Below are 16895 nucleotides of genomic sequence, written 5' to 3'. Positions count from 1 at the left end.
CATGGCGATGGACATGCCCCCGATGACCCTCGAAGACGCTGAGCGCCTTTACGACAAGCCGGCTTATGTTCAGCAGCAGGGTGACGCCGGTGATGCCAGGTCGGCCGTGGAAGCCATGCGTGACGAGAAGAACCAGGCCTCGGCGGCCCGCGGCGAGGCCATTCTCGATGCGGCATTGCAGGTGGGGGTAAAGGCTGGCCTGGCGTGGCAGCTGACCAACATCAACAAGGCACTGAAGGAGCGCGAGCGTGAGTTCGATACGGTCTACGACTTCAGCAACCTGATGATCCAGGACCGTGTGGTGCCGCCGGTGATCACCGAGGCGCGCGACCTGTACAACCAGGACGGTGACTACACGCTTCGCCTTTCGGGCGCGTCCTACAAGATCGAGTCGCAGGCACGCTTTTCGTCGGTCCCGCCAAGCTGGCGCGAGTATCTGAGCTTCCCGCTGCCCGCCATGGACCGCACGTCCCTGGTGTCGGCGCTGATGCCACGCTCGGACGAAGAAGAACGCGTGTGGAAATTGGCCGTCCGTGACGGTTGGAAGCAAGGCGTCGAGCAGGCCAACCTGATGCTCACCTATGGTTTCGACCGGATGAACCGCGACATCGATGGCATGCGCCGTTTCAGCACGTTCGCCCGCCACGGCCAGATCACGATGCCGATCATTTCCGGTGCCGCGATCCCTGTCACCAAAGAGGGGCAGACCATGGCGGTGGACGAGACCCTGCTGCGCATCACCGCGTTGCCGCAGTTCAACGACAACATGAATGTATGGCGCAGTTCGATTGCAACGTCGACCGCAGCCGACCCTGTGCGTAGGCCGCCGGCACCGCGTGCACCCAGCCCGGCGCCGGCGCCTGGTGTTTCCAGCCAGCCCGGTGCGGCCAAGGCATTTGCCGTGCCCGGTGGTGGTGAGCTGCGCACCCAGCCTTCGGGCAGTGAAGGCGGGCCGCAATGAAGCAGGACTTTCACGATGACGTGATGATGCTGGAACCCGGTGCGATGATCGAGCGCCTGGAACGGCTGACCAGTTATGAAGACCCCTTTCGCTTCGACCGTGCCGAGCAGTTCAAGGCGATGATGCTGGAAACGCTGAGCCATGGCGTCAGCGACATCTTCATCCAGCCCGCATTGCCGGTCGTGGTGAAGAAGTACGGCCGTCTGTATGCGGTCACCCGCCGTGCGCTGGATGTCGGGGAGGTCAACGAGCTGCTCAAGATGGCCGCCAACCGCGACACAGCCACCACCGATATCGTGTCCGGTACTGCAGTCAACGAGCGCTACGAGTTGTTCGACCCGCAGCGCAAGGATGCCCGCGGTGCTCGGCTGCGTTATGCCTACCGGGTCAACGCCTCGCCCATTGCCTGCCATGGCGATACGTCCTGCCAGATCGTCATCCGGGCGATCCCCGACGACCCACCGCGGATTCAGGACGTAGGCCTGAGCGAAGACATCGTGAGGATGGCCACGCCGCGTGACGGCATCGTGTATATCGCGGGGGCGACCGGCCATGGCAAGACCACCACCTTTGCCGCCATCAACCGCTTCATTCTTGAAAATGACACGCCGATCAAGGGCAACCTGATCAGCCACGAAGAGCCCATCGAATTCACGTACGAAAAGATTCAGAGCAAGCATTCGATTTTCGTGCAGTCGCAGATCCCTACGCACTTCAAAGACTTCTACAGGGCCAACCGCGAGGCCATGCGGCGTGCGCCCGGCCTGTGTGTGATCGGTGAATTGCGTGACCAGGAAACCATTCGGGCGGCGGTCGAGCTGTCGCTGACAGGCCACCCGGTGTTCGGCACGGTTCACGCCAAGGATGTCGCGGCGATCATGCGCAGGATGATCTCCCGCTTCCCCGAACAGGAGCGGGCGACCGCGATTTACGACCTGGTCGATACCAGCCGGTTCATGATGGCGCAGAAGCTCGTGCCCACGGTGGATGGCAAGCGTACGGCGGCTCGTTCCTGGCTGCGGTTCACCGAGCAGGTACGCGACACCTTGATGGACTTGACCGACATGGGCCGTGTGACCCAGCGGGTCGCCGAATTCGTGCGTGAGGAAGGGCATACCTTTGCTGCTGAAGCAGATCGGCTGCTGGCAGCAGGTTTGATCAGCGAGTCGACCGCCCGCGATCTGCGGCACGGTTGAGCCGGGAGCGCCCTGTAATGGCATTGCAAACGAGATTTTGGAGGGGTTATGGCAAAGGGACGGTACCACTGGAGCAGAAGCGCGCCACCGGCACGCTTTTTCGTCATCAACGCAAGCGCCGCCTTGCCTTGGTTGATGTTGCTGCTGGTGCCAGCGTTGTGGAAGTTTCTGCTGCCGTTGGCGCTGTGCATGACGTTCGGCCTGGTCTACATCGAAGTCGTGAAAAAAATGACCGTGCGCGCGGTGTTTCGCCAGGCCGGGGTTTTCCTGGTAGGGCGGGTGCGCACCACGCACAACATTCTCAAAGAGCTGGTCAGGTAGAAAGCACGCTGCACAGGGCCGTCACATGGCTTGGCGGCGTTGCGGGTGTGAAGGCATTTTTGGCCCAGGGAGGCGTTGAATGAAACAGCAAGGCGGTGGGCAAAGAAGCTTTACCTGGGATGACCCCGCCGTGCTCATCGGCATCATTCTGGTGCTGTACCTGGGGGGCTGGGGCGCATGGTCTTTCGCCCATGACAAGATTGCGACTGTCTATGTCTACATCCGTTACGTGGAGCTCTGGCTGTTGAGCGTTGCGGGCGAATTCGCGGCGCTTCCGGGTATTGCTTCGATCAACCAATGGGTCGGGCGGATGTGTGCGCCGGACGGTATTATCGGCGCCTGCCAGCGCGATTTTTCGACGGTGGCATGGAGTGAAATCACCTCGTCTTCCCTGGTGGTGAACGGGTTCCTGCTTGTGGTGATGGTGGTGCTGTCGGTGCGCATGTTCATCCGCATCAACAAGACCCACCCCAAACTCAAATTCACCAAGACGCACAACATCAAGAGTTATGTGCAAGAGAGCAAGGCGCAGTACCCGCACCTGCGTATGTTCGCGGAACTCGACCTGATTGCTCAGCCGCTTGATCATCCGGTGTTCGGCATGTCGCAGACATCCCGCCAGTTTGCCTATGAGCACCTGCTGATCAGCGGGTGGGCAGAGCAGGCGGACCGCAGCTGGGCGCCTACCCTGGATCGTGAAAAAGCCACCGAGGTGATGCGTCGTCAGTTGGGCCAGCACTGGACTCGGGTGGGTAACCTGACCCCTGCCGAAACCCTGCTGGTGGCCATCGCGCTACCCCGCGTGGTTGCCACGGATGCTGCCCTGGACGACGCCGCCTTCAAGGCGGCCATGGCCGACAGTGATTACATGATTGCCTGGTGCTGGGACCAGTTCAAAGCGCCTTCGGGCAAGGGCAGCAAGGGGCAGGGCGCGCCCGAGCCTTATGCGTGGTTGAAACCTGAAGTGCCACTGGAAGTGCCGCGGGCGATCATTCAGAAGTACATCAAGCACCCTAACGCAAGCGCGATCCTGCACGCCCATGCGTTTGTCAGAACCATCATTTTCGCCATGTTCTTCCAGGCGCGGCGCCTGGGGGTATTGCCACCGGCCGAGATGCGCTGGTTGCGTTTCTTTGATCGGGACATGTGGTACGCCCTGCAGACCATCGGGCGCCAGGCGGGCTTCCCGGAGGCGCCGGGGATCCTGTCGCACTTTCTTTACGAGTGCAAAGCGGGTATGTCGCTGGCAGAGCCTCAGCTCGACAAGGCGGTTAACGGCCTTGAGCAAGCCATGTCGGCGTACAAGTACCTGGATGCCGACAAGAAGCGCTACGAGGCAGTGCAACAAGAAAAGCATGCTGCGGCCCAGGCGGCAGCACTTGCTGAGGGTGCGCCCTGACGGTGCGGCCTTGAGCGTATCAGTACCACTAAAGGGCCATCTTTAAAGATGGCCCTTTTTTGTTTTTTTGGTGCCAAGTTCTACTTTTTTGTTAGAATACGGTCGTATTGGATTATTAATAAGGACATCGAGCCATGAAAGGTGTGATTGCAAGACCTGTAGCCGTGTTGGCGGCGCTTGCGGCGGGGGTTTCAGCCGCCCATGCCGACCCTGCTCAAACGGCAGACCTCTCTTCCTTCATCACCGCTCAAGGTGCCGTTGCGGCAAACCCTGCGCAACAGCCACTCGATGACCTGACTGCGCAGCGGGTATCGCGCTACGGCCGCATCGTCAACGCCCGCCCTGTCGGCCTGGGCGGCTTGACTGCCTGGACCGTGGAAAAGAACGGCCACCAAGTGGTGCTGTTCAGCACACCGGATTCCTCGGTGCTGTTCACCGGGGTGGCCTGGAATGCTGAAACAGGCGCGAACATTTCCGACGCCTTCCTGCCGGGTGTGGCCCAGCTGAACAACACTCGCCCGGCAAGCCCGCCCGTAGCCGCTGCACCGGCCGCGCCGCAGATGTCGCCGGTTGAAGCCACGAACGTGCGGGAAGCTGCAGCCATGGACGGTAAATACCAGGGCGCGGTACCTGAATCGATGAAGACGGTTGACTCGCTGGCGGGCGTCAAGGAAGGCGATGGCGATATCGGCGATACCGTCTACATCATCATCGACCCACGCTGCCCGTATTGTCGCGAGGCGTACAACTTAACAAGGGCTTACGCGGCAAAGGGCCACACCATCAAGTGGATCCCGTCGGCTGCGCTGGGCAACCCGGCAGATGGCGTGCCGCTTGCTGCCACGATCCTGCAGGCCAAGGACCAGCACACGCTTGAGCGGGTGCTCGGCAAGCACGAACAGATTCGCTCCGAGCCTTCGCCGGAGACGGTGGAGCAGCTGAGCACCAACCTGGCGTTTCTGTACGCAGCATTCGAAAACAACGGCAAGGAGCAAGCGGGTGTCCCGGCTGCCTTCTTCGTCGACCACCGCACAGGGAAGCCAAGGATGATGACGGGCCTTTCGCAGGCCGTCGTGCTTGAAGACATCTTTGGAAAACTTTAAGGAGCAAAGTACATGAAAGCCAAAGCCCCGAACTTCGTATTCGACCCCAGCATCCGCCTCTTCGGCTCGGCCGAGCATTTGTTGGTGGTGTTCGACAGCCAGAGCCCACATGACGCGCTGCGGGCTACCCGCACCGTGCGCATCCCCAAGGCGTTCAAGCAGCTGTCCCTGGTGGTGGCAGGCCTGGACGCCGCTGAAGATGATGGGCACCGGCGCATGCTGACGGGAAGTGTCAGCCTGGCGATCCAGGATGATGCCGACGTGTTGTCGAGCTACGAGCTGGCTGCCCTGCAGTTGGTGTTCCATGCCGAGGCGGATCGCAAGGGCGCGCTCACCCACATCGACCCGGCACTGGTTGCCTATCAGGTGCGCCAGGCGCTTTCGGAATGTTTGAACGAGGCCCTGAACGACTACTTCCAGCGCGAAGAAGCGCAAAAGGTTAGCGTGCAGCCGGAGACCTTGCAGCCGGTTGTGGCGAGTGCGCAGTACCACGCTGCAGCGCCCCAGCCGTCACGCAAGGCGCTGCGCGAGCAGGCCGCCAGCGACGCAGAGCGCCAGGCCCGGTCACGCCGGCGCAAGGCGGTATTGGCGTGGGTCGTGCCGCCCGTTCTGGTCATTGCCGTATTGTCGACTCTGTCACATCTTGCTTCCAGTCAGTCGCCGATTGAAAATGCTGTCGCGCAGCAGATGGCGAACGATCCCGAGTCGATCAAGGCGCAGGTCGAGCTGACCAAGCAGACGCTGCAGTCCATGGGGCTTGACCCAGGGCAGGGCGGAGACCTCGGATGCCTGGCACCGCAATGATTTCAATTGCTCCCATCTTCGCTGCTATGCAGGTGCCGAAGGAGGATCTTTTCCAGGATTGGAGATAAGCAGGCGATGCTCGTGAAGCCTTCGTCTGCTGTTCTGCTTGAGCGGGGTTCTGCGCCCGCCAGCACGTGAAGACTATTTTGGATTGGAGAACCTTTAGGTACGTATATGCGACCAGCGAATGAAGTAAAAGACGGGGCTAAATTATTATCCCTTGCCCAAGGCCTGAGGTCGCTGCTGGTCCCCTCGCCGGATGTACTGGCAGATACCGTCAAAGAGTTGCACCCCTTGGTCAACTTGTCTGACAAGGTGCTGCCGTTGAAGTCGTATTTCAACATGGTCCAGGACATTCAGCGGACCAAGCATACCCACGCCGCCATGCGCGCCGCGGGTGAGGCGCTGAGCCGCGAAGCCATTCAGCAAGGCGTGTCGCGCAAGCTCTGCACCGAAGACATTTTCATGGTGGCGTGTTCTTTCCTGGAAGTGGAAATCGCCAAACAAGGCTCGGTGTACTACCTGAGCGGCGAGTCGCCCGACTTTAAAGAAACGAAGAAGAACCGAAACCCGCTTGATCTGTCCGATGAAGTCGTGCTGAAGAACCTATCGAGCGGGTTGGCCCGTCCCGACACCGATCGCGGTGCAGTAGAGCGTGGGCAGATCGACAGTGGCTTCAACCACCTGGTGCGGTTGAACCAGCTGCATAACCTGATGCTGGAAAGTGTGCGGTTGATGAAGGCGGATGAGCGGCTGACCAAGGTCGATATCCGCAAGAAGTTCAACATTTCGCACACGGATTACGAGCGCATGATGTCGATGGCGCGCCGGTCGGGGCTTATTTCCTTCCGCAATCGGAAAAAGGACCCGTCAAACTCTTACACCTTGCGCAATGACAACCATGAGCGCGTTTCCGAACATGCGAAAAACTTCGGCCACACGCCGCAGAAGATGTTGAACAAGATCCTTGATGACTTCTTCGGCATGCTGGAAAAACGCAAAAAGCACGAGGACTGATGCAGATGGGTAACCAGGGCCAAAAGGATGTGGGGCCGGCAATCAGCGCAGAAGAGCGGGCACGGGTAACGCGGGCTGCCAGGCAAGTGGTGGCCTACGCCAACTTTCTGCGTTGGACGGCGAACTTCAAGCGGGACGAAGTGCTGCGTCATCCCCGGCATGAGCGCGTGATGTTGCTTTCGCCCATGCAAAGTGGGCGTTTCAGTTTCGCGCTGGAGGGCGACACCCTGTATGTGGGTGTTCAGCCATTCGAGGCGGCCTGGGCTGCTCACATGCCTTTCCAGGCCGCTTACGTCTCCGATCGCCTGTACCTGTCGGTCGAAGGCGTCAGCTTCATGGATGCCCGTATGCCGCCCTTGTCGCTCGGCATTTTTGTTGATGAGAGCAGCAAGCGTGCGCTCATGGCGCGCGCCAAGTTCGTTCGGTTCGTGCATGTGAATGTGCGTGACGGCTACGTGATCGATGTCGGTGAGCCTTGTGGCGAGCCTGTCGAGATGCGCCCAGGCGATGTGGTGCAGCAACTGCAGCAGACCCAGCAGGCGAAAGTTCAGCAGCAAGACATGGGGCGGTTCTTCTGATCGCGCTCAAGCAGAATTCACAAGTAAGGATACGAGCATGACCAAGTGCACACTCATCCTGCCTATTCTGGCCGCTGTGGCCATGGCGGGCTGTGTAACCACCGAGAAGATGCCGGACGGGACTACCAAGATTCGCTTTTCCGATGAGGCCGCCAATTCCCTGGCCTCGTTGATGCCTACTGGCGTCGTGACCGGGATCGCAGGTGGCGCGGGCAGTGGTGGGCTGGATCTCAACTACAGCTTGAGCCCCCTCAACAGTGGCGAGTACCTGTACCTGAACGGGCAATACGACTTCGAATGTGCCGCAGCCATGCTGTACAGCGCGAAGTCGGGCCAGCCCATGGATGCAAAAATCAGCAAAACCTGCCGCGACGGCTATTTCTTGCGCCAGGAGCAACTGCGCATGGCGGGCAAGCCGTACGACAGGGGCGTGCCTGCCTATGACCCTGCCAACCCGTCCAATGCCTACTGGGAAAAAGTGGCCGGCCGAACCGTCAGCCAGCTAGCGCCGATCAACCAGTTCAAGGTCCGTTTTGCCGGGTATCCGCGCGTTGATCGCAACGGCAACATCTCCATTCGCGTGAGCTTCATGGGTGCTGCCGATGGGCAGTATGCAGACTTGGTCACCACGCCCGAGCGCACGCCGGTGGTGCTGGACGATGCTGGCTTCGCGCAGGGTATGCGCAAGCGAGTGGCAGAGCTCAACACCCAGATCGGTGAGTTGATTGCCTGTGAGGCGGTGCTTGGGTACAGCAAGGCCGTCGATAAAGGCCCTCGGCCTTCGAATATTTCAGCTGGCGACTATTCGCGCTATGAAGTGCGCTTCACGGTGGCATCGATGGGCTGCAAAGACCACTCCCGGCAGTTCTCGGCGGCTGCACGCTAGCGCTGCCAGTGGGCTTGCTGCGCAGTTGATCGCCGGCAAGCCCAGTCCCGCAGTGTGGAGGTGGTTGCCCATCATCTTCCATGCTGCGGGGTACTTGCCTGCGTTTACTGCGCCACTCAGTTGCCGAGGGCGGTCATGGCGCCATGTTCCATGTATCGTCAGCCGCCACCGCTGCCTCATTGATGCCGGGGCCGTGCCTGTCTGCGGCGTTCAGCCATTCCTGGCTGAGGTCCGCCTGTTGAGCGGCACGCTCGTGCGCAAACTCGCGCAGCAGAATGGCGTCCTCGATCGAGGTGACGACCTGCGCGGTCGCGCCGCCATACTCGCTGAGCAGTGTTCGGGTCGCTTCGGGTGGGAGCTGGTTGATGGCGCTGCGCAGCTCTCGGCCGTAATCGGCCAGAACAGGCTGCTTGTCAATGACGATCTCCGCCGCTTGAGAGGGGAATACGGAGGCTGTGAAGCTCTGGAAATCCTGTGCGCTCGGCATGGCGTGCGTCCTTACATGCTGTAGTCGTCGAGGCCCTCGCTGCGTGACAGCGATGGATTGGCGTAACGGGCAAATGTCTTGTCCAGGTCGGCGGCCAGGTACGCCTGTTCGCTGTCGCGCAGCGCGCGCTTCATGAAGTCGCCGTCGCCCGCTACCGCAACCACCTGATCGCGCAGATTGCTCAGCAGCCCTTCACGGTCGGCCCGTGAGCCGGGCGTGTTGTCGATCGCTTCGAGTACATGCAGCAGCGATTGGCGAAGTTCGGTTTCGGCGGCGCCTTTTTCGGCTTGTGGGGCCGCGTCGAAGGCCACGGTGCTGATCACGGCGCGGTGGATGGCTGTGAATGCGCTGATTTCGGCGGCCCGGCTCTGCATGACCCGATCGGAGTTCAGGGTGTGAGGCGGCGTATTGCGCAGCCAGGCCGATTCCTGGTCAGCCAGCGTGTCGATGGTTTGCCGGATTTTCTGGCCGTCGGGGCCTTCGCGCAGTGCGGCTTGCGCTACGTTCTCAAAACTAATTGCCGGGTTGCCCGAGGCCTCGATGGCTTTCTGGCGCATTAACCCGGCGCCGATCACGAATCGGCTGGCATCACGTATTGATAGCTGCATCTATGTCCGTCGTTTTTCACAGGGCTTGAACGTGCCCGAATCAGTCGGCATCCAGCAACGTCAGCTTCCCTGCGCGGCTCACCGTACGCCAGTCGCATCGGCTGATGCGAAGCGTCGATTGCGGCTTTGCGACGTGCTGTGGGTGCTCCCTCGCAGACCTGGGTGCGTCTGCCATGAGTGACCATAGCATTTTTACTGTTTTATTTCTTGTGAGCGAGTCGAGTCAAACGCTTTTTTCAGTGTTTTATAGTATCCCCCACCATGGCCGGATGTACCGAGGCGGGTTGAGCACGAAAAAACCGCCCATTTTCAAGCTAGGCGCTGAAACCCCAGTGATACGGGCGTTTTCGCCTGTTGTTGCGTTTGCGTGCCTGGTGGGGCTGCGTAAGAGCAATCTGCTTTTTTAGCGGTTTTGCAGCCGTGTGAAAGCCTAATTGAAGATGAAATTTCGCCATTTCATGGATCATTCGAGAACGGGTCGAGTATGCGAATGGAGGTCGATTTAACCCCAGGGGGCGTATGTGCATTTCAAGCAGTATTCATGATTTTTCATGGATTTAAGCTTGTTTATAGCCTGTTTTGATAGGTTTTACTGTGGTGAGCTGGCAAGCTTGGGTGGCTTGCGAGATCGCCGATTTTCAGCAGCGCACACGTTCTGAAATCGTTTTGTTAGTTTTCTTTCGTAACATTTTTTTGATAATTCTGTGATGTCTGGTTTAAGATTGCCCGACCTTAGCTATCCGCAGGATTACGGCTCACAGGGTGGAACCATGGCTCAAGCTAGAACGCATGCCCGTCTAGGCCTTCGCTTACGCGGCTGCACGACAGCTCATCTCAAGGACGACGGAGCACTCCAAGGGGAATTCGTCGCGAACGATTCAGATAATCCGTCCGCAATTCGATTCAGGTAGGTATTCACAATGGCTCAGATGCCGTTCTCTCCGTGCAGCGATCCAAGCGCCTGCACCGACCAATCGGTCAAGATGCTAGGCCGGATATTCGGCCCGGTCATCGATGCATTGGTCAAAGGCACCGACCCCAATACGGTTGAGGCAAGCGCGAATATCCTTGCGACGATGTTCGGCTTCTTCAACAGCGGGATCCTGATCATCGGCTCGCTGATCGTCTCGTACGTAGCGGTGATGGGCGTGACCAACACCGCCAACGACGGTGAGGCGATGGGCAAGAGCTGGTCCTCATTGTGGACGCCGGTACGGATCGTGGCAGGTGGCGCCGTGTTGCTGCCGACAACCAGTGGCTTTTCTTTCATTCAGCTCATCGTGCTGATGTTCGCCTTGTGGGGCGTTGGTTTTGCCAACGGCACCTATAAAGCGGGCATGGCCATGGGGGTTCTGTCCCCGAACGGTGTTGTCGAAGGGGTGAACTCTCCCGGCAACTTCTATGGGCTGCGCGATTTTGCCCGCGGCTACCTGGCGGGGTCTTACTGCGCGACGGCGGCCAACTCGATCTATGCCGACAACACCGCCTCAGGTGCACTCCCTGAAGTTGGCGCGAAAAAGAACAGGACCGAAGACAAATTCACCATTGTGGATGGCCGCAAGGAATGGGTTTTCGACCTGAAAGACCGCAACAAGGTTACCAACCTGGCGGGCGGCTCCGCGTTTTGCGGCTCTGTGAAAGTGGCCGAATACCAGGCGCAGACGAAGACGGATGCCACTGCCCAAGCCTTGGAGCAGATGCGCGTGCAGGTTCAGGGCATCAAGCGCGCAGCAGCCATCAACATGATGAAAGAGCTGGATGACTGGGTGCGGCAGTGGCCAGCCACCATTAATGATACGGGCTGGGATCAAGTCGACTCCGGCCAGTTCAACGTCATTGTGAACAAGTGGGAGCAGAAGGTGGCGACCGATATCGTCGCCCAGGTCACCAACCAGGCGTCGGGTGTCAACGGGGGGCTCGACGACTTCCTGAAGACGCTTACCAATGATGGCTGGGCGGCAGCCGGGGGGTGGTTCCAGCGTGTAGGCATGGTCCGCGGGCAAATTGCAGGCGTGCTTGCCGAGCCGGTGGGTGCGGTCAGTGCGCCCTCCCTGGGCGCACTGCCTGGCGATGCCCGGTTCTTTTTGCTGGCCAACAGCGTGACAACGGTCACTGAGGCAATCGACAAGAAGGCAGAAGAAAAAACCAGCTACAAATCTTCGACCTCGGCCAAGCCCGAAGACATCGCGAGCCTGATCCCCAAGGACCCCGGCAGCGATATCAGTGTCAGCACCTTGCGCGCCGACATGGATGCGAAGATGTCGTCGTTCGTCAACGGCGTGATGCTGAACGTGGTGGAGATCGCCACGGGGGCGGGCAGCAATGGGCAGACGCCGCTCTGCGGAACGGCGGGGCAGATGGGGGGCTCGCTCAACCGCATGAAGTGCGTGGGTGATTACCTGGTCGTAGCTCGCGCCGGCATTCTGGTGGCCGATGTCGCCATCAAAAGTGCGGGAACAGCGGTGAGGGTGCTTGCGGGTACGCTTTCGTCGGTCAAAGGCTTGGGCAACGGGTTGGACCTGGACAAGGTCGTGACCCCGCTGTGGGACTGGGTGATGGAGGTGCCGGTCAAGCAACTGGCGTTGATGGCCAGCTACATCGAGCCGCTGGCGTTCTATTTTGCTGTGTTCCTCCCCAGCTTGCCCTACACGCTGTTCATGATCGTTTTTGTTGGCTGGTTGCTCGCTGTGTTGCAGTCGATCATTGCGGCGCCGCTCTGGGCTGTGATGCACATGACGCCGGACCGCACTTTCGTGGGCTCGCAGACGCAAGGCTACCTGCTGTTGCTGTCGCTGTTCGCTCGCCCGGCGCTGGCCGTGCTTGGCCTGTTCGCGGCGGTGTTGGTGTCCGACCCGGTGATCGACTACATAGCCCAGGGCTTTTTCGCCATGCGCGGTGCGGTGGTGACCTCCTCGGGCAATGTGGGCATCATTTCGGAGTTTCTGACCTTCGCGTGGTGGTTCATGGTGTTCGGGCTGACGTTGTTGCCCGTGTTGTACATGATCTTCGGCTTGCCCCAGACCCTGCCTGACCAGGTGCTCAGCTGGATCGGCGGGGGCCTTGGCAGCATGGGTGAGACCAGTGCGGTGGCTGATATGCGAGGCGGCATGAGCCGGGTTGGCTCGAGCGTTCAGGGCAGTGGTACCGGCATGCGCCTGGGTGGCGGCACCCAGGGCAGGCTGCCACCGCCTGATGGCGGTTCGCCCAATGATCCCAAGGGGGGTGGGCCTCGCGGCGGCGGCTCAGGCGGCGGCACGCCACTGCTCAGTGCAAACGGCCAAGGCGCAGGTGGGGCGGCATCGCGGGAGTCGGATGCGACCGGCGACAGTGCACCGAGTGACAGCCGTACGAACGGCCAGCGAGTCAGTGATGCAGCTGGTGTTGCCCTGGGCCGGGCAGTTGCGGGGGGTGCCGCTTCGACAGGCAGGGCCATGCGCAGCGCCGGCAGTGCCGCGCTGTCTGCCGGCCGTGCGGGCGTGGAATCGTTCCGCGGCTCGGAAGCAGGCTCTATTGGTGGGCGCATGCGTGATGGGGTGAAGGCGGGCGCGTTGACGGCCGGTGCCGGTCTGGCGTCTGCTGCGAGCGCCGCCGGGGCCGATTACAAGCAAGCGTTTGCGACTGCTGGTGCGGAAGGCAAGGCGGCGTATCACGAAGGTGCTGACGCACGTATCCAGGCGTTCAAGCAATCGCTATCGGCCGGGGCAGCACCTGTCGGAGGGGGGGGCGATCAGGAATCAGCCGCCTCATCTGCCGGCGGTGCGGATGACTCCGGGCTCAGCGACCATCAGTTCAGCAGCGCGACCCTTGCTGCTGGGGCGTCCTCGGCCAGTAACGAGGGTGTGCAAGCGGCAGCTGCCGACGGCTCCGGCGTGAATGCGCAGGATGGCGGCGCGGGCCAGTCGGCGGGTCGCTCGGCAGCGTCTGCCGGGCAGCCTTATGCGTCCAGCGGCGCTGCACCGGGCGGTGCGGCGACCGGCGCAAGTGGCGGCGATCAACAACCGGCTGCATCATCCGCCGGGCGGGCAGGCGACGCTGGGGTCAAGGACCATCAGTTCAGCGGCGCGACGCTTGCTGCTGGGGCATCCTCGGCCAGTAACGAGGGCGGGCGCGGGGCCGTTGCCGACGGTGCCAGCAGCAACGCGCAGGCTGGTGCTGCTGGCCAGTCGGCGGGTCGCTCCACGGCGTCTGCCGGGCAGCCTTATGCCGCCAGCGGCGCTGCACCAGGTGGTGCGGCGTCCGTCGCGGATGGCGGTGCTCAGCAGCCGGCTGCAGCCTCCGCTGGGCGGGCAGGCGACGCTGGGGCCAAGGACCATCAGTTCAGCGGCGCGACGCTTGCTGCCGGGGCATCCTCGGCGAGTCACCAAGGCGGGCAAGCGACAGCTACCGAACGCTCCGCCGGCACTGCGCAGGAGGGTGCCGATGGCCAGTGGACCGGTCGCGGCACATCGCGTGCCGGTGAGCCTTATGCTACCGGCCGCTCCAATGTCGGCCACGAAGAAGATCGATAAGCAGGCAGGCCGCCTTGCTCCGAGCGGGTGGCCATTTGCCCACGGATAGCCGGCAGGCGGGGAATTATTCCCGCCCTTGGCTGTCTTGGACGGTGACGCGCAATGGGTGTGCGCAACTTGATACGCGGCTGAGGCCGCGCTGAGCAGAGGCTTCGCATGGTTGATAATCCACTGGAAGACCAGCTTCGACGGCTCCTTACCGGGCTGGCTGATCAGGCCATCGTGCGTGGTGAACAGTTCTTCTACGATGGCGGGGAGTTGTATGCCGACGATGTAGCCGATATCGGCCTGGTGGCCGTGTTGTGCATTGCCCAGGCGTTATCCGAGCGTACGGGGCTGGGCGGGTTCGGCTATGAGTTCGAGCTGGCTGCGCCTGCCAACCCAATCTTTCCGCTGCACGCCAGCCCTCAAGGTGAGCTGCCTGACTTCTTTCGGGTGGCACCCTTCGTGGCGGCGGTTTTCTACGGTGAGGTGCTCGCAGCCAGGCAAGATCTGACGCTGCTGTACCACGCTGCTGTACAGGCTTTGCAGAATGGCCCTGGGCGTGCCTTTGACAAGGTGGGGGGGGCGAGCTGATTACTGCATATTTTTGTCAAAATAGCCTGTTAGAAAATTGATTTTCACCATATCTGTAGTTAGTATTCAGGCTACAGTGCCGCGCTAGGAGCATCCCATGCACGACGACGAAAACACGCGTCAAGCGTCTGGTCCCCACGAAGAACTACCCCCTGGGGTATTTCCGCCGATGCCAGGCTACACCACTGCTGACCTGCTCGCGGTTGCCAACGCCCCCGTCGAAGCATTGCTCGAAGAGCGCGCTATCGACCCCGGCCTGATCCGCGAAACCGTCATTGCGTTAGCCGAGCATTTGTATGCAGCATTCGAGCGAAATGACATTCAGTACCAAATTGCCACGTGGTACCAGAAGCCCTACGACCACCCAGAAATGCGCACACGCAGTATCGAAATTATTGCGGAGCAATTCGGCGTCATTGCGCTGGATGCGGCGGCAGATTCCTTGGACGGCTCACCCTTGCTCCACCTGGGTGAGGCGTTCTACGGAGATTTTATGGAGCGCGCGGGTAACGCAATAAAGGCCCACATTCTCAAGTTGAATGAAGCCTGAGCCGTCGTTGTTCATAGGGACATGAAATGAGTAAATCTGTGTACTTTAGTGTGTACCTGGATGGTACGGCTAATAGCAAAGATAATGATAAACCCACGGGTAGCCACACCAATGTAGCCCGGCTCTTCGAGCTGGATACCGCGCAAGGTACCAATCTGGCTGTCAACTCCGACCATGTGCCCTTGAAGTACGACCCGGCGCAATACGCCGGGCAGTCGGAGAAGATCTACCTCGATGGCGTGGGCAGCCAGAGGTCGAGCACGCCCAATGCGTTGCTCGAACGGGGAACCGGTTTGGGTGGCCAGAACCGTATCGAACAGGCCTACGACGCCTTCGTCGCCTTTTACAATAAAAACCAGGACCTCGATATCGATGTCAACGTGATCGGCTTCAGCCGTGGTGCGGCGCAGGCCCGCGCGTTGGCGAACGAGATCATCGACCGGGGTGTGCCAAGGCTCGACAGCAACTGGAAACCCACCCGTGAGTATCTTGTCCCGCCGGGCCAGGCCGAGGTTAACAAGCTCGGCATATTCGACACCGTTGCTTCCTATGGCATCCCCATCACCGATAGCCACCCGAACAAAAATCTGGAGATAAGCAAAAACGTCAAGTCGACCACGCATCTGGTGGCGATGCATGAATATCGCTCAACGTTCCCTTTGACCAGTGCGCTGCGTAATGACGACAACTCGCGCATTGAAGAGGTGAAGTTCGCGGGCGCGCATTCCCAGGTCGGTGGCGGCTACCGTAATGATCTGTTGGCCGCTGGCCCGCTGGCGTTCATGTACGATCGCTTGAAGTCGGCGGGCATCGAGATGGGGCCAATGCCGCCGGAAGAGTTGAAGCGTATCGAGCAGTACAATGCATTGATCAAAGACCCCGAACGGCTGCAGGAAGCGTTGATCGACTCTCGCCTGATCAAAGGCAACGAGGCGTTCAAGCGCAATGCCGATGGGTCGTTCACGCTTGTCAATAATCAAGCCTTCCCGACCGAGCGCGGTACGCTCTTGCCGTTCAGGCGGCAGGACCAGCCGTTCGGCCAGCAAGTCAATGGTCGCAAGGTCATCTTTGAAAACGATGACTCGCTGGGCGAGCCGCTTGTCCAGCGCATCGGCAGAAAGGTAGGTGAGAAATTCTTCGCGTGGGACGAGAAGGCTGAAAATAGCGCGGCCACCCCTGAAAACCCTGCCGGCAGCAACATCAAGGACAGGATGGCGACCCGCAAGGCTGAGCACGCGTCACGATTGGCAGCTCAGTCCCAGCAGCAAGTGGCGGAACTCTCGTCGTTGCTAGCAAGCTCCAAGCCCGAAGTCGAACACCTCAAAAGGTTGGCGCTTGAAGAGGTTCCGGTACCCAAGCCGGCCTTTTCAGCCAACTATGCCGTGGTACGCATTGACCCCGAAGGCTCCTCGGCATTTGCCGATCTGGGTTTTGAATACGAGGCCAGCCGCATTGTTGCCGATGCGGCTATCGGCGCCCTTGCCAAAGCGCCCTTGGGTATCGATGATCCGTTCATGCTGCATGACACCAACGGCAATGTGGTGGGCACCCTGGAGGCTGTGCATGAAGCGCCATCGTTTGCCAGTGCGCGCGGCGTGCTGGTCGCGATCGACCTGCAGCATATAGACCCGGCGGCGCAGGCAGGGATGCTCTACGATGGCTTCAAGCAAGCTGCAACCTGGATCGCCGAGCGACCGGAAGGCACCTTGAAGGACGCCTGCGAGATACCCGGCGCGGATGGCAAGCCATTGGCGCGTGCGATGATTGCCTATTCTGCGGAGCGCGAACTGGAGCGTACCGTCACCTGGGATGCCCCCGAGCCGTGAAAGCGCTCGACGTTGCGTTGCATCAACAACAGGTGTCGGTAAGCGCATGCGGTTACGCTTTTTGCAGGCTGCTTG

The 16895-nt window shown here is 60.6% G+C and carries 15 protein-coding genes; 13 read left to right on the top strand and 2 right to left on the bottom strand.

The features are described 5' to 3' along the window. Positions 1-13 precede the first annotated feature (13 nt). From LJX93_RS23475 to LJX93_RS23435, 9 genes are all read left to right on the top strand, one after another. Positions 14-961: a type IV secretory system conjugative DNA transfer family protein gene (locus tag LJX93_RS23475; protein WP_227696468.1), complete on the top strand. Its 948-nt coding sequence runs from the start codon at positions 14-16 to the stop codon at positions 959-961. Continuing rightward, positions 958-2157, top strand: coding sequence for an ATPase, T2SS/T4P/T4SS family (locus tag LJX93_RS23470; protein ID WP_095063833.1), 1200 nt, complete (start codon positions 958-960; stop codon positions 2155-2157). Before LJX93_RS23475 ends, LJX93_RS23470 begins: the two co-directional genes overlap by 4 nt. 48 nt (positions 2158-2205) lie before the next feature. After that, positions 2206-2478, top strand: a complete 273-nt coding sequence (locus LJX93_RS23465; RefSeq protein WP_095063832.1) for a hypothetical protein — start codon at positions 2206-2208, stop codon at positions 2476-2478. A gap of 79 nt (positions 2479-2557) precedes the next feature. Further along, positions 2558-3877, top strand: coding sequence for a type IV secretion protein (locus LJX93_RS23460; RefSeq protein ID WP_095063831.1), 1320 nt, complete (start codon positions 2558-2560; stop codon positions 3875-3877). A gap of 134 nt (positions 3878-4011) precedes the next feature. After that, complete coding sequence (locus LJX93_RS23455) at positions 4012-4980, top strand: hypothetical protein (RefSeq protein ID WP_095063830.1); 969 nt, start codon at positions 4012-4014, stop codon at positions 4978-4980. 12 nt (positions 4981-4992) lie between these two features. Further along, positions 4993-5784 carry a hypothetical protein gene (locus LJX93_RS23450; RefSeq protein ID WP_095063829.1) on the top strand — a complete coding sequence of 264 codons (792 nt, stop codon included), beginning with the start codon at positions 4993-4995 and terminating at the stop codon, positions 5782-5784. A gap of 174 nt (positions 5785-5958) precedes the next feature. Next, complete coding sequence (locus LJX93_RS23445; RefSeq protein ID WP_095063828.1) at positions 5959-6801, top strand: hypothetical protein; 843 nt, start codon at positions 5959-5961, stop codon at positions 6799-6801. A gap of 5 nt (positions 6802-6806) precedes the next feature. Next, entirely contained in the window at positions 6807-7379 is a 573-nt protein-coding gene (locus LJX93_RS23440; protein ID WP_227696467.1) for a hypothetical protein, read from the top strand. A gap of 37 nt (positions 7380-7416) precedes the next feature. Continuing rightward, entirely contained in the window at positions 7417-8265 is an 849-nt protein-coding gene (locus tag LJX93_RS23435; protein ID WP_095063827.1) for a hypothetical protein, read from the top strand. A 133-nt stretch (positions 8266-8398) separates the two neighbouring features. On the opposite strand, the gene LJX93_RS23430 is transcribed toward LJX93_RS23435, so the two are convergent. Both LJX93_RS23430 and LJX93_RS23425 read right to left on the bottom strand, forming a co-directional pair. Next, complete coding sequence (locus tag LJX93_RS23430; RefSeq protein ID WP_095063826.1) at positions 8399-8752, bottom strand: hypothetical protein; 354 nt, start codon at positions 8750-8752, stop codon at positions 8399-8401. An 11-nt stretch (positions 8753-8763) separates the two neighbouring features. After that, the gene (locus LJX93_RS23425) at positions 8764-9360 is read right to left on the bottom strand and encodes a hypothetical protein (RefSeq protein ID WP_095063825.1); all 597 of its coding nucleotides are present in this window, start codon (positions 9358-9360) and stop codon (positions 8764-8766) included. Between the two features lie 920 nt (positions 9361-10280). On the opposite strand from LJX93_RS23425, the gene LJX93_RS23420 reads away from it, so the two are divergent. From LJX93_RS23420 to LJX93_RS23405, 4 genes are all read left to right on the top strand, one after another. Continuing rightward, entirely contained in the window at positions 10281-13868 is a 3588-nt protein-coding gene (locus tag LJX93_RS23420; protein ID WP_227696466.1) for a DotA/TraY family protein, read from the top strand. A gap of 156 nt (positions 13869-14024) precedes the next feature. Then, on the top strand, positions 14025-14444 hold the full coding sequence (locus tag LJX93_RS23415) for a hypothetical protein (protein WP_227696465.1): 420 nt from the start codon (positions 14025-14027) through the stop codon (positions 14442-14444). A gap of 97 nt (positions 14445-14541) precedes the next feature. Continuing rightward, positions 14542-14994, top strand: a complete 453-nt coding sequence (locus tag LJX93_RS23410) for a hypothetical protein (protein WP_186652621.1) — start codon at positions 14542-14544, stop codon at positions 14992-14994. Positions 14995-15020: 26 nt separating this feature from the next. Continuing rightward, positions 15021-16820 carry a T6SS phospholipase effector Tle1-like catalytic domain-containing protein gene (locus tag LJX93_RS23405; RefSeq protein ID WP_227696464.1) on the top strand — a complete coding sequence of 600 codons (1800 nt, stop codon included), beginning with the start codon at positions 15021-15023 and terminating at the stop codon, positions 16818-16820. Positions 16821-16895 lie beyond the last annotated feature (75 nt).

The sequence above is a fragment of the Pseudomonas sp. HN2-3 genome (assembly GCF_020691745.1).
Classification (GTDB): domain Bacteria; phylum Pseudomonadota; class Gammaproteobacteria; order Pseudomonadales; family Pseudomonadaceae; genus Aquipseudomonas; species Aquipseudomonas capeferrum.
The sequence above is the reverse complement of the archived record's forward strand: the minus strand, read 5'-3'. Positions and strand labels throughout refer to the sequence as shown.

Bases quoted from the DNA above. Each gene is read 5' to 3' on its own strand.
- LJX93_RS23475 (WP_227696468.1), top strand. From the start codon at position 14: ATGCCCCCGATGACCCTCGAAGACGCTGAGCGCCTTTACGACAAGCCG.
- LJX93_RS23470 (WP_095063833.1), top strand. From the start codon at position 958: ATGAAGCAGGACTTTCACGATGACGTGATGATGCTGGAACCCGGTGCG.
- LJX93_RS23465 (WP_095063832.1), top strand. From the start codon at position 2,206: ATGGCAAAGGGACGGTACCACTGGAGCAGAAGCGCGCCACCGGCACGC.
- LJX93_RS23460 (WP_095063831.1), top strand. From the start codon at position 2,558: ATGAAACAGCAAGGCGGTGGGCAAAGAAGCTTTACCTGGGATGACCCC.
- LJX93_RS23455 (WP_095063830.1), top strand. From the start codon at position 4,012: ATGAAAGGTGTGATTGCAAGACCTGTAGCCGTGTTGGCGGCGCTTGCG.
- LJX93_RS23450 (WP_095063829.1), top strand. From the start codon at position 4,993: ATGAAAGCCAAAGCCCCGAACTTCGTATTCGACCCCAGCATCCGCCTC.
- LJX93_RS23445 (WP_095063828.1), top strand. From the start codon at position 5,959: ATGCGACCAGCGAATGAAGTAAAAGACGGGGCTAAATTATTATCCCTT.
- LJX93_RS23440 (WP_227696467.1), top strand. From the start codon at position 6,807: ATGGGTAACCAGGGCCAAAAGGATGTGGGGCCGGCAATCAGCGCAGAA.
- LJX93_RS23435 (WP_095063827.1), top strand. From the start codon at position 7,417: ATGACCAAGTGCACACTCATCCTGCCTATTCTGGCCGCTGTGGCCATG.
- LJX93_RS23430 (WP_095063826.1), bottom strand. From the start codon at position 8,752: ATGCCGAGCGCACAGGATTTCCAGAGCTTCACAGCCTCCGTATTCCCC.
- LJX93_RS23425 (WP_095063825.1), bottom strand. From the start codon at position 9,360: ATGCAGCTATCAATACGTGATGCCAGCCGATTCGTGATCGGCGCCGGG.
- LJX93_RS23420 (WP_227696466.1), top strand. From the start codon at position 10,281: ATGGCTCAGATGCCGTTCTCTCCGTGCAGCGATCCAAGCGCCTGCACC.
- LJX93_RS23415 (WP_227696465.1), top strand. From the start codon at position 14,025: ATGGTTGATAATCCACTGGAAGACCAGCTTCGACGGCTCCTTACCGGG.
- LJX93_RS23410 (WP_186652621.1), top strand. From the start codon at position 14,542: ATGCACGACGACGAAAACACGCGTCAAGCGTCTGGTCCCCACGAAGAA.
- LJX93_RS23405 (WP_227696464.1), top strand. From the start codon at position 15,021: ATGAGTAAATCTGTGTACTTTAGTGTGTACCTGGATGGTACGGCTAAT.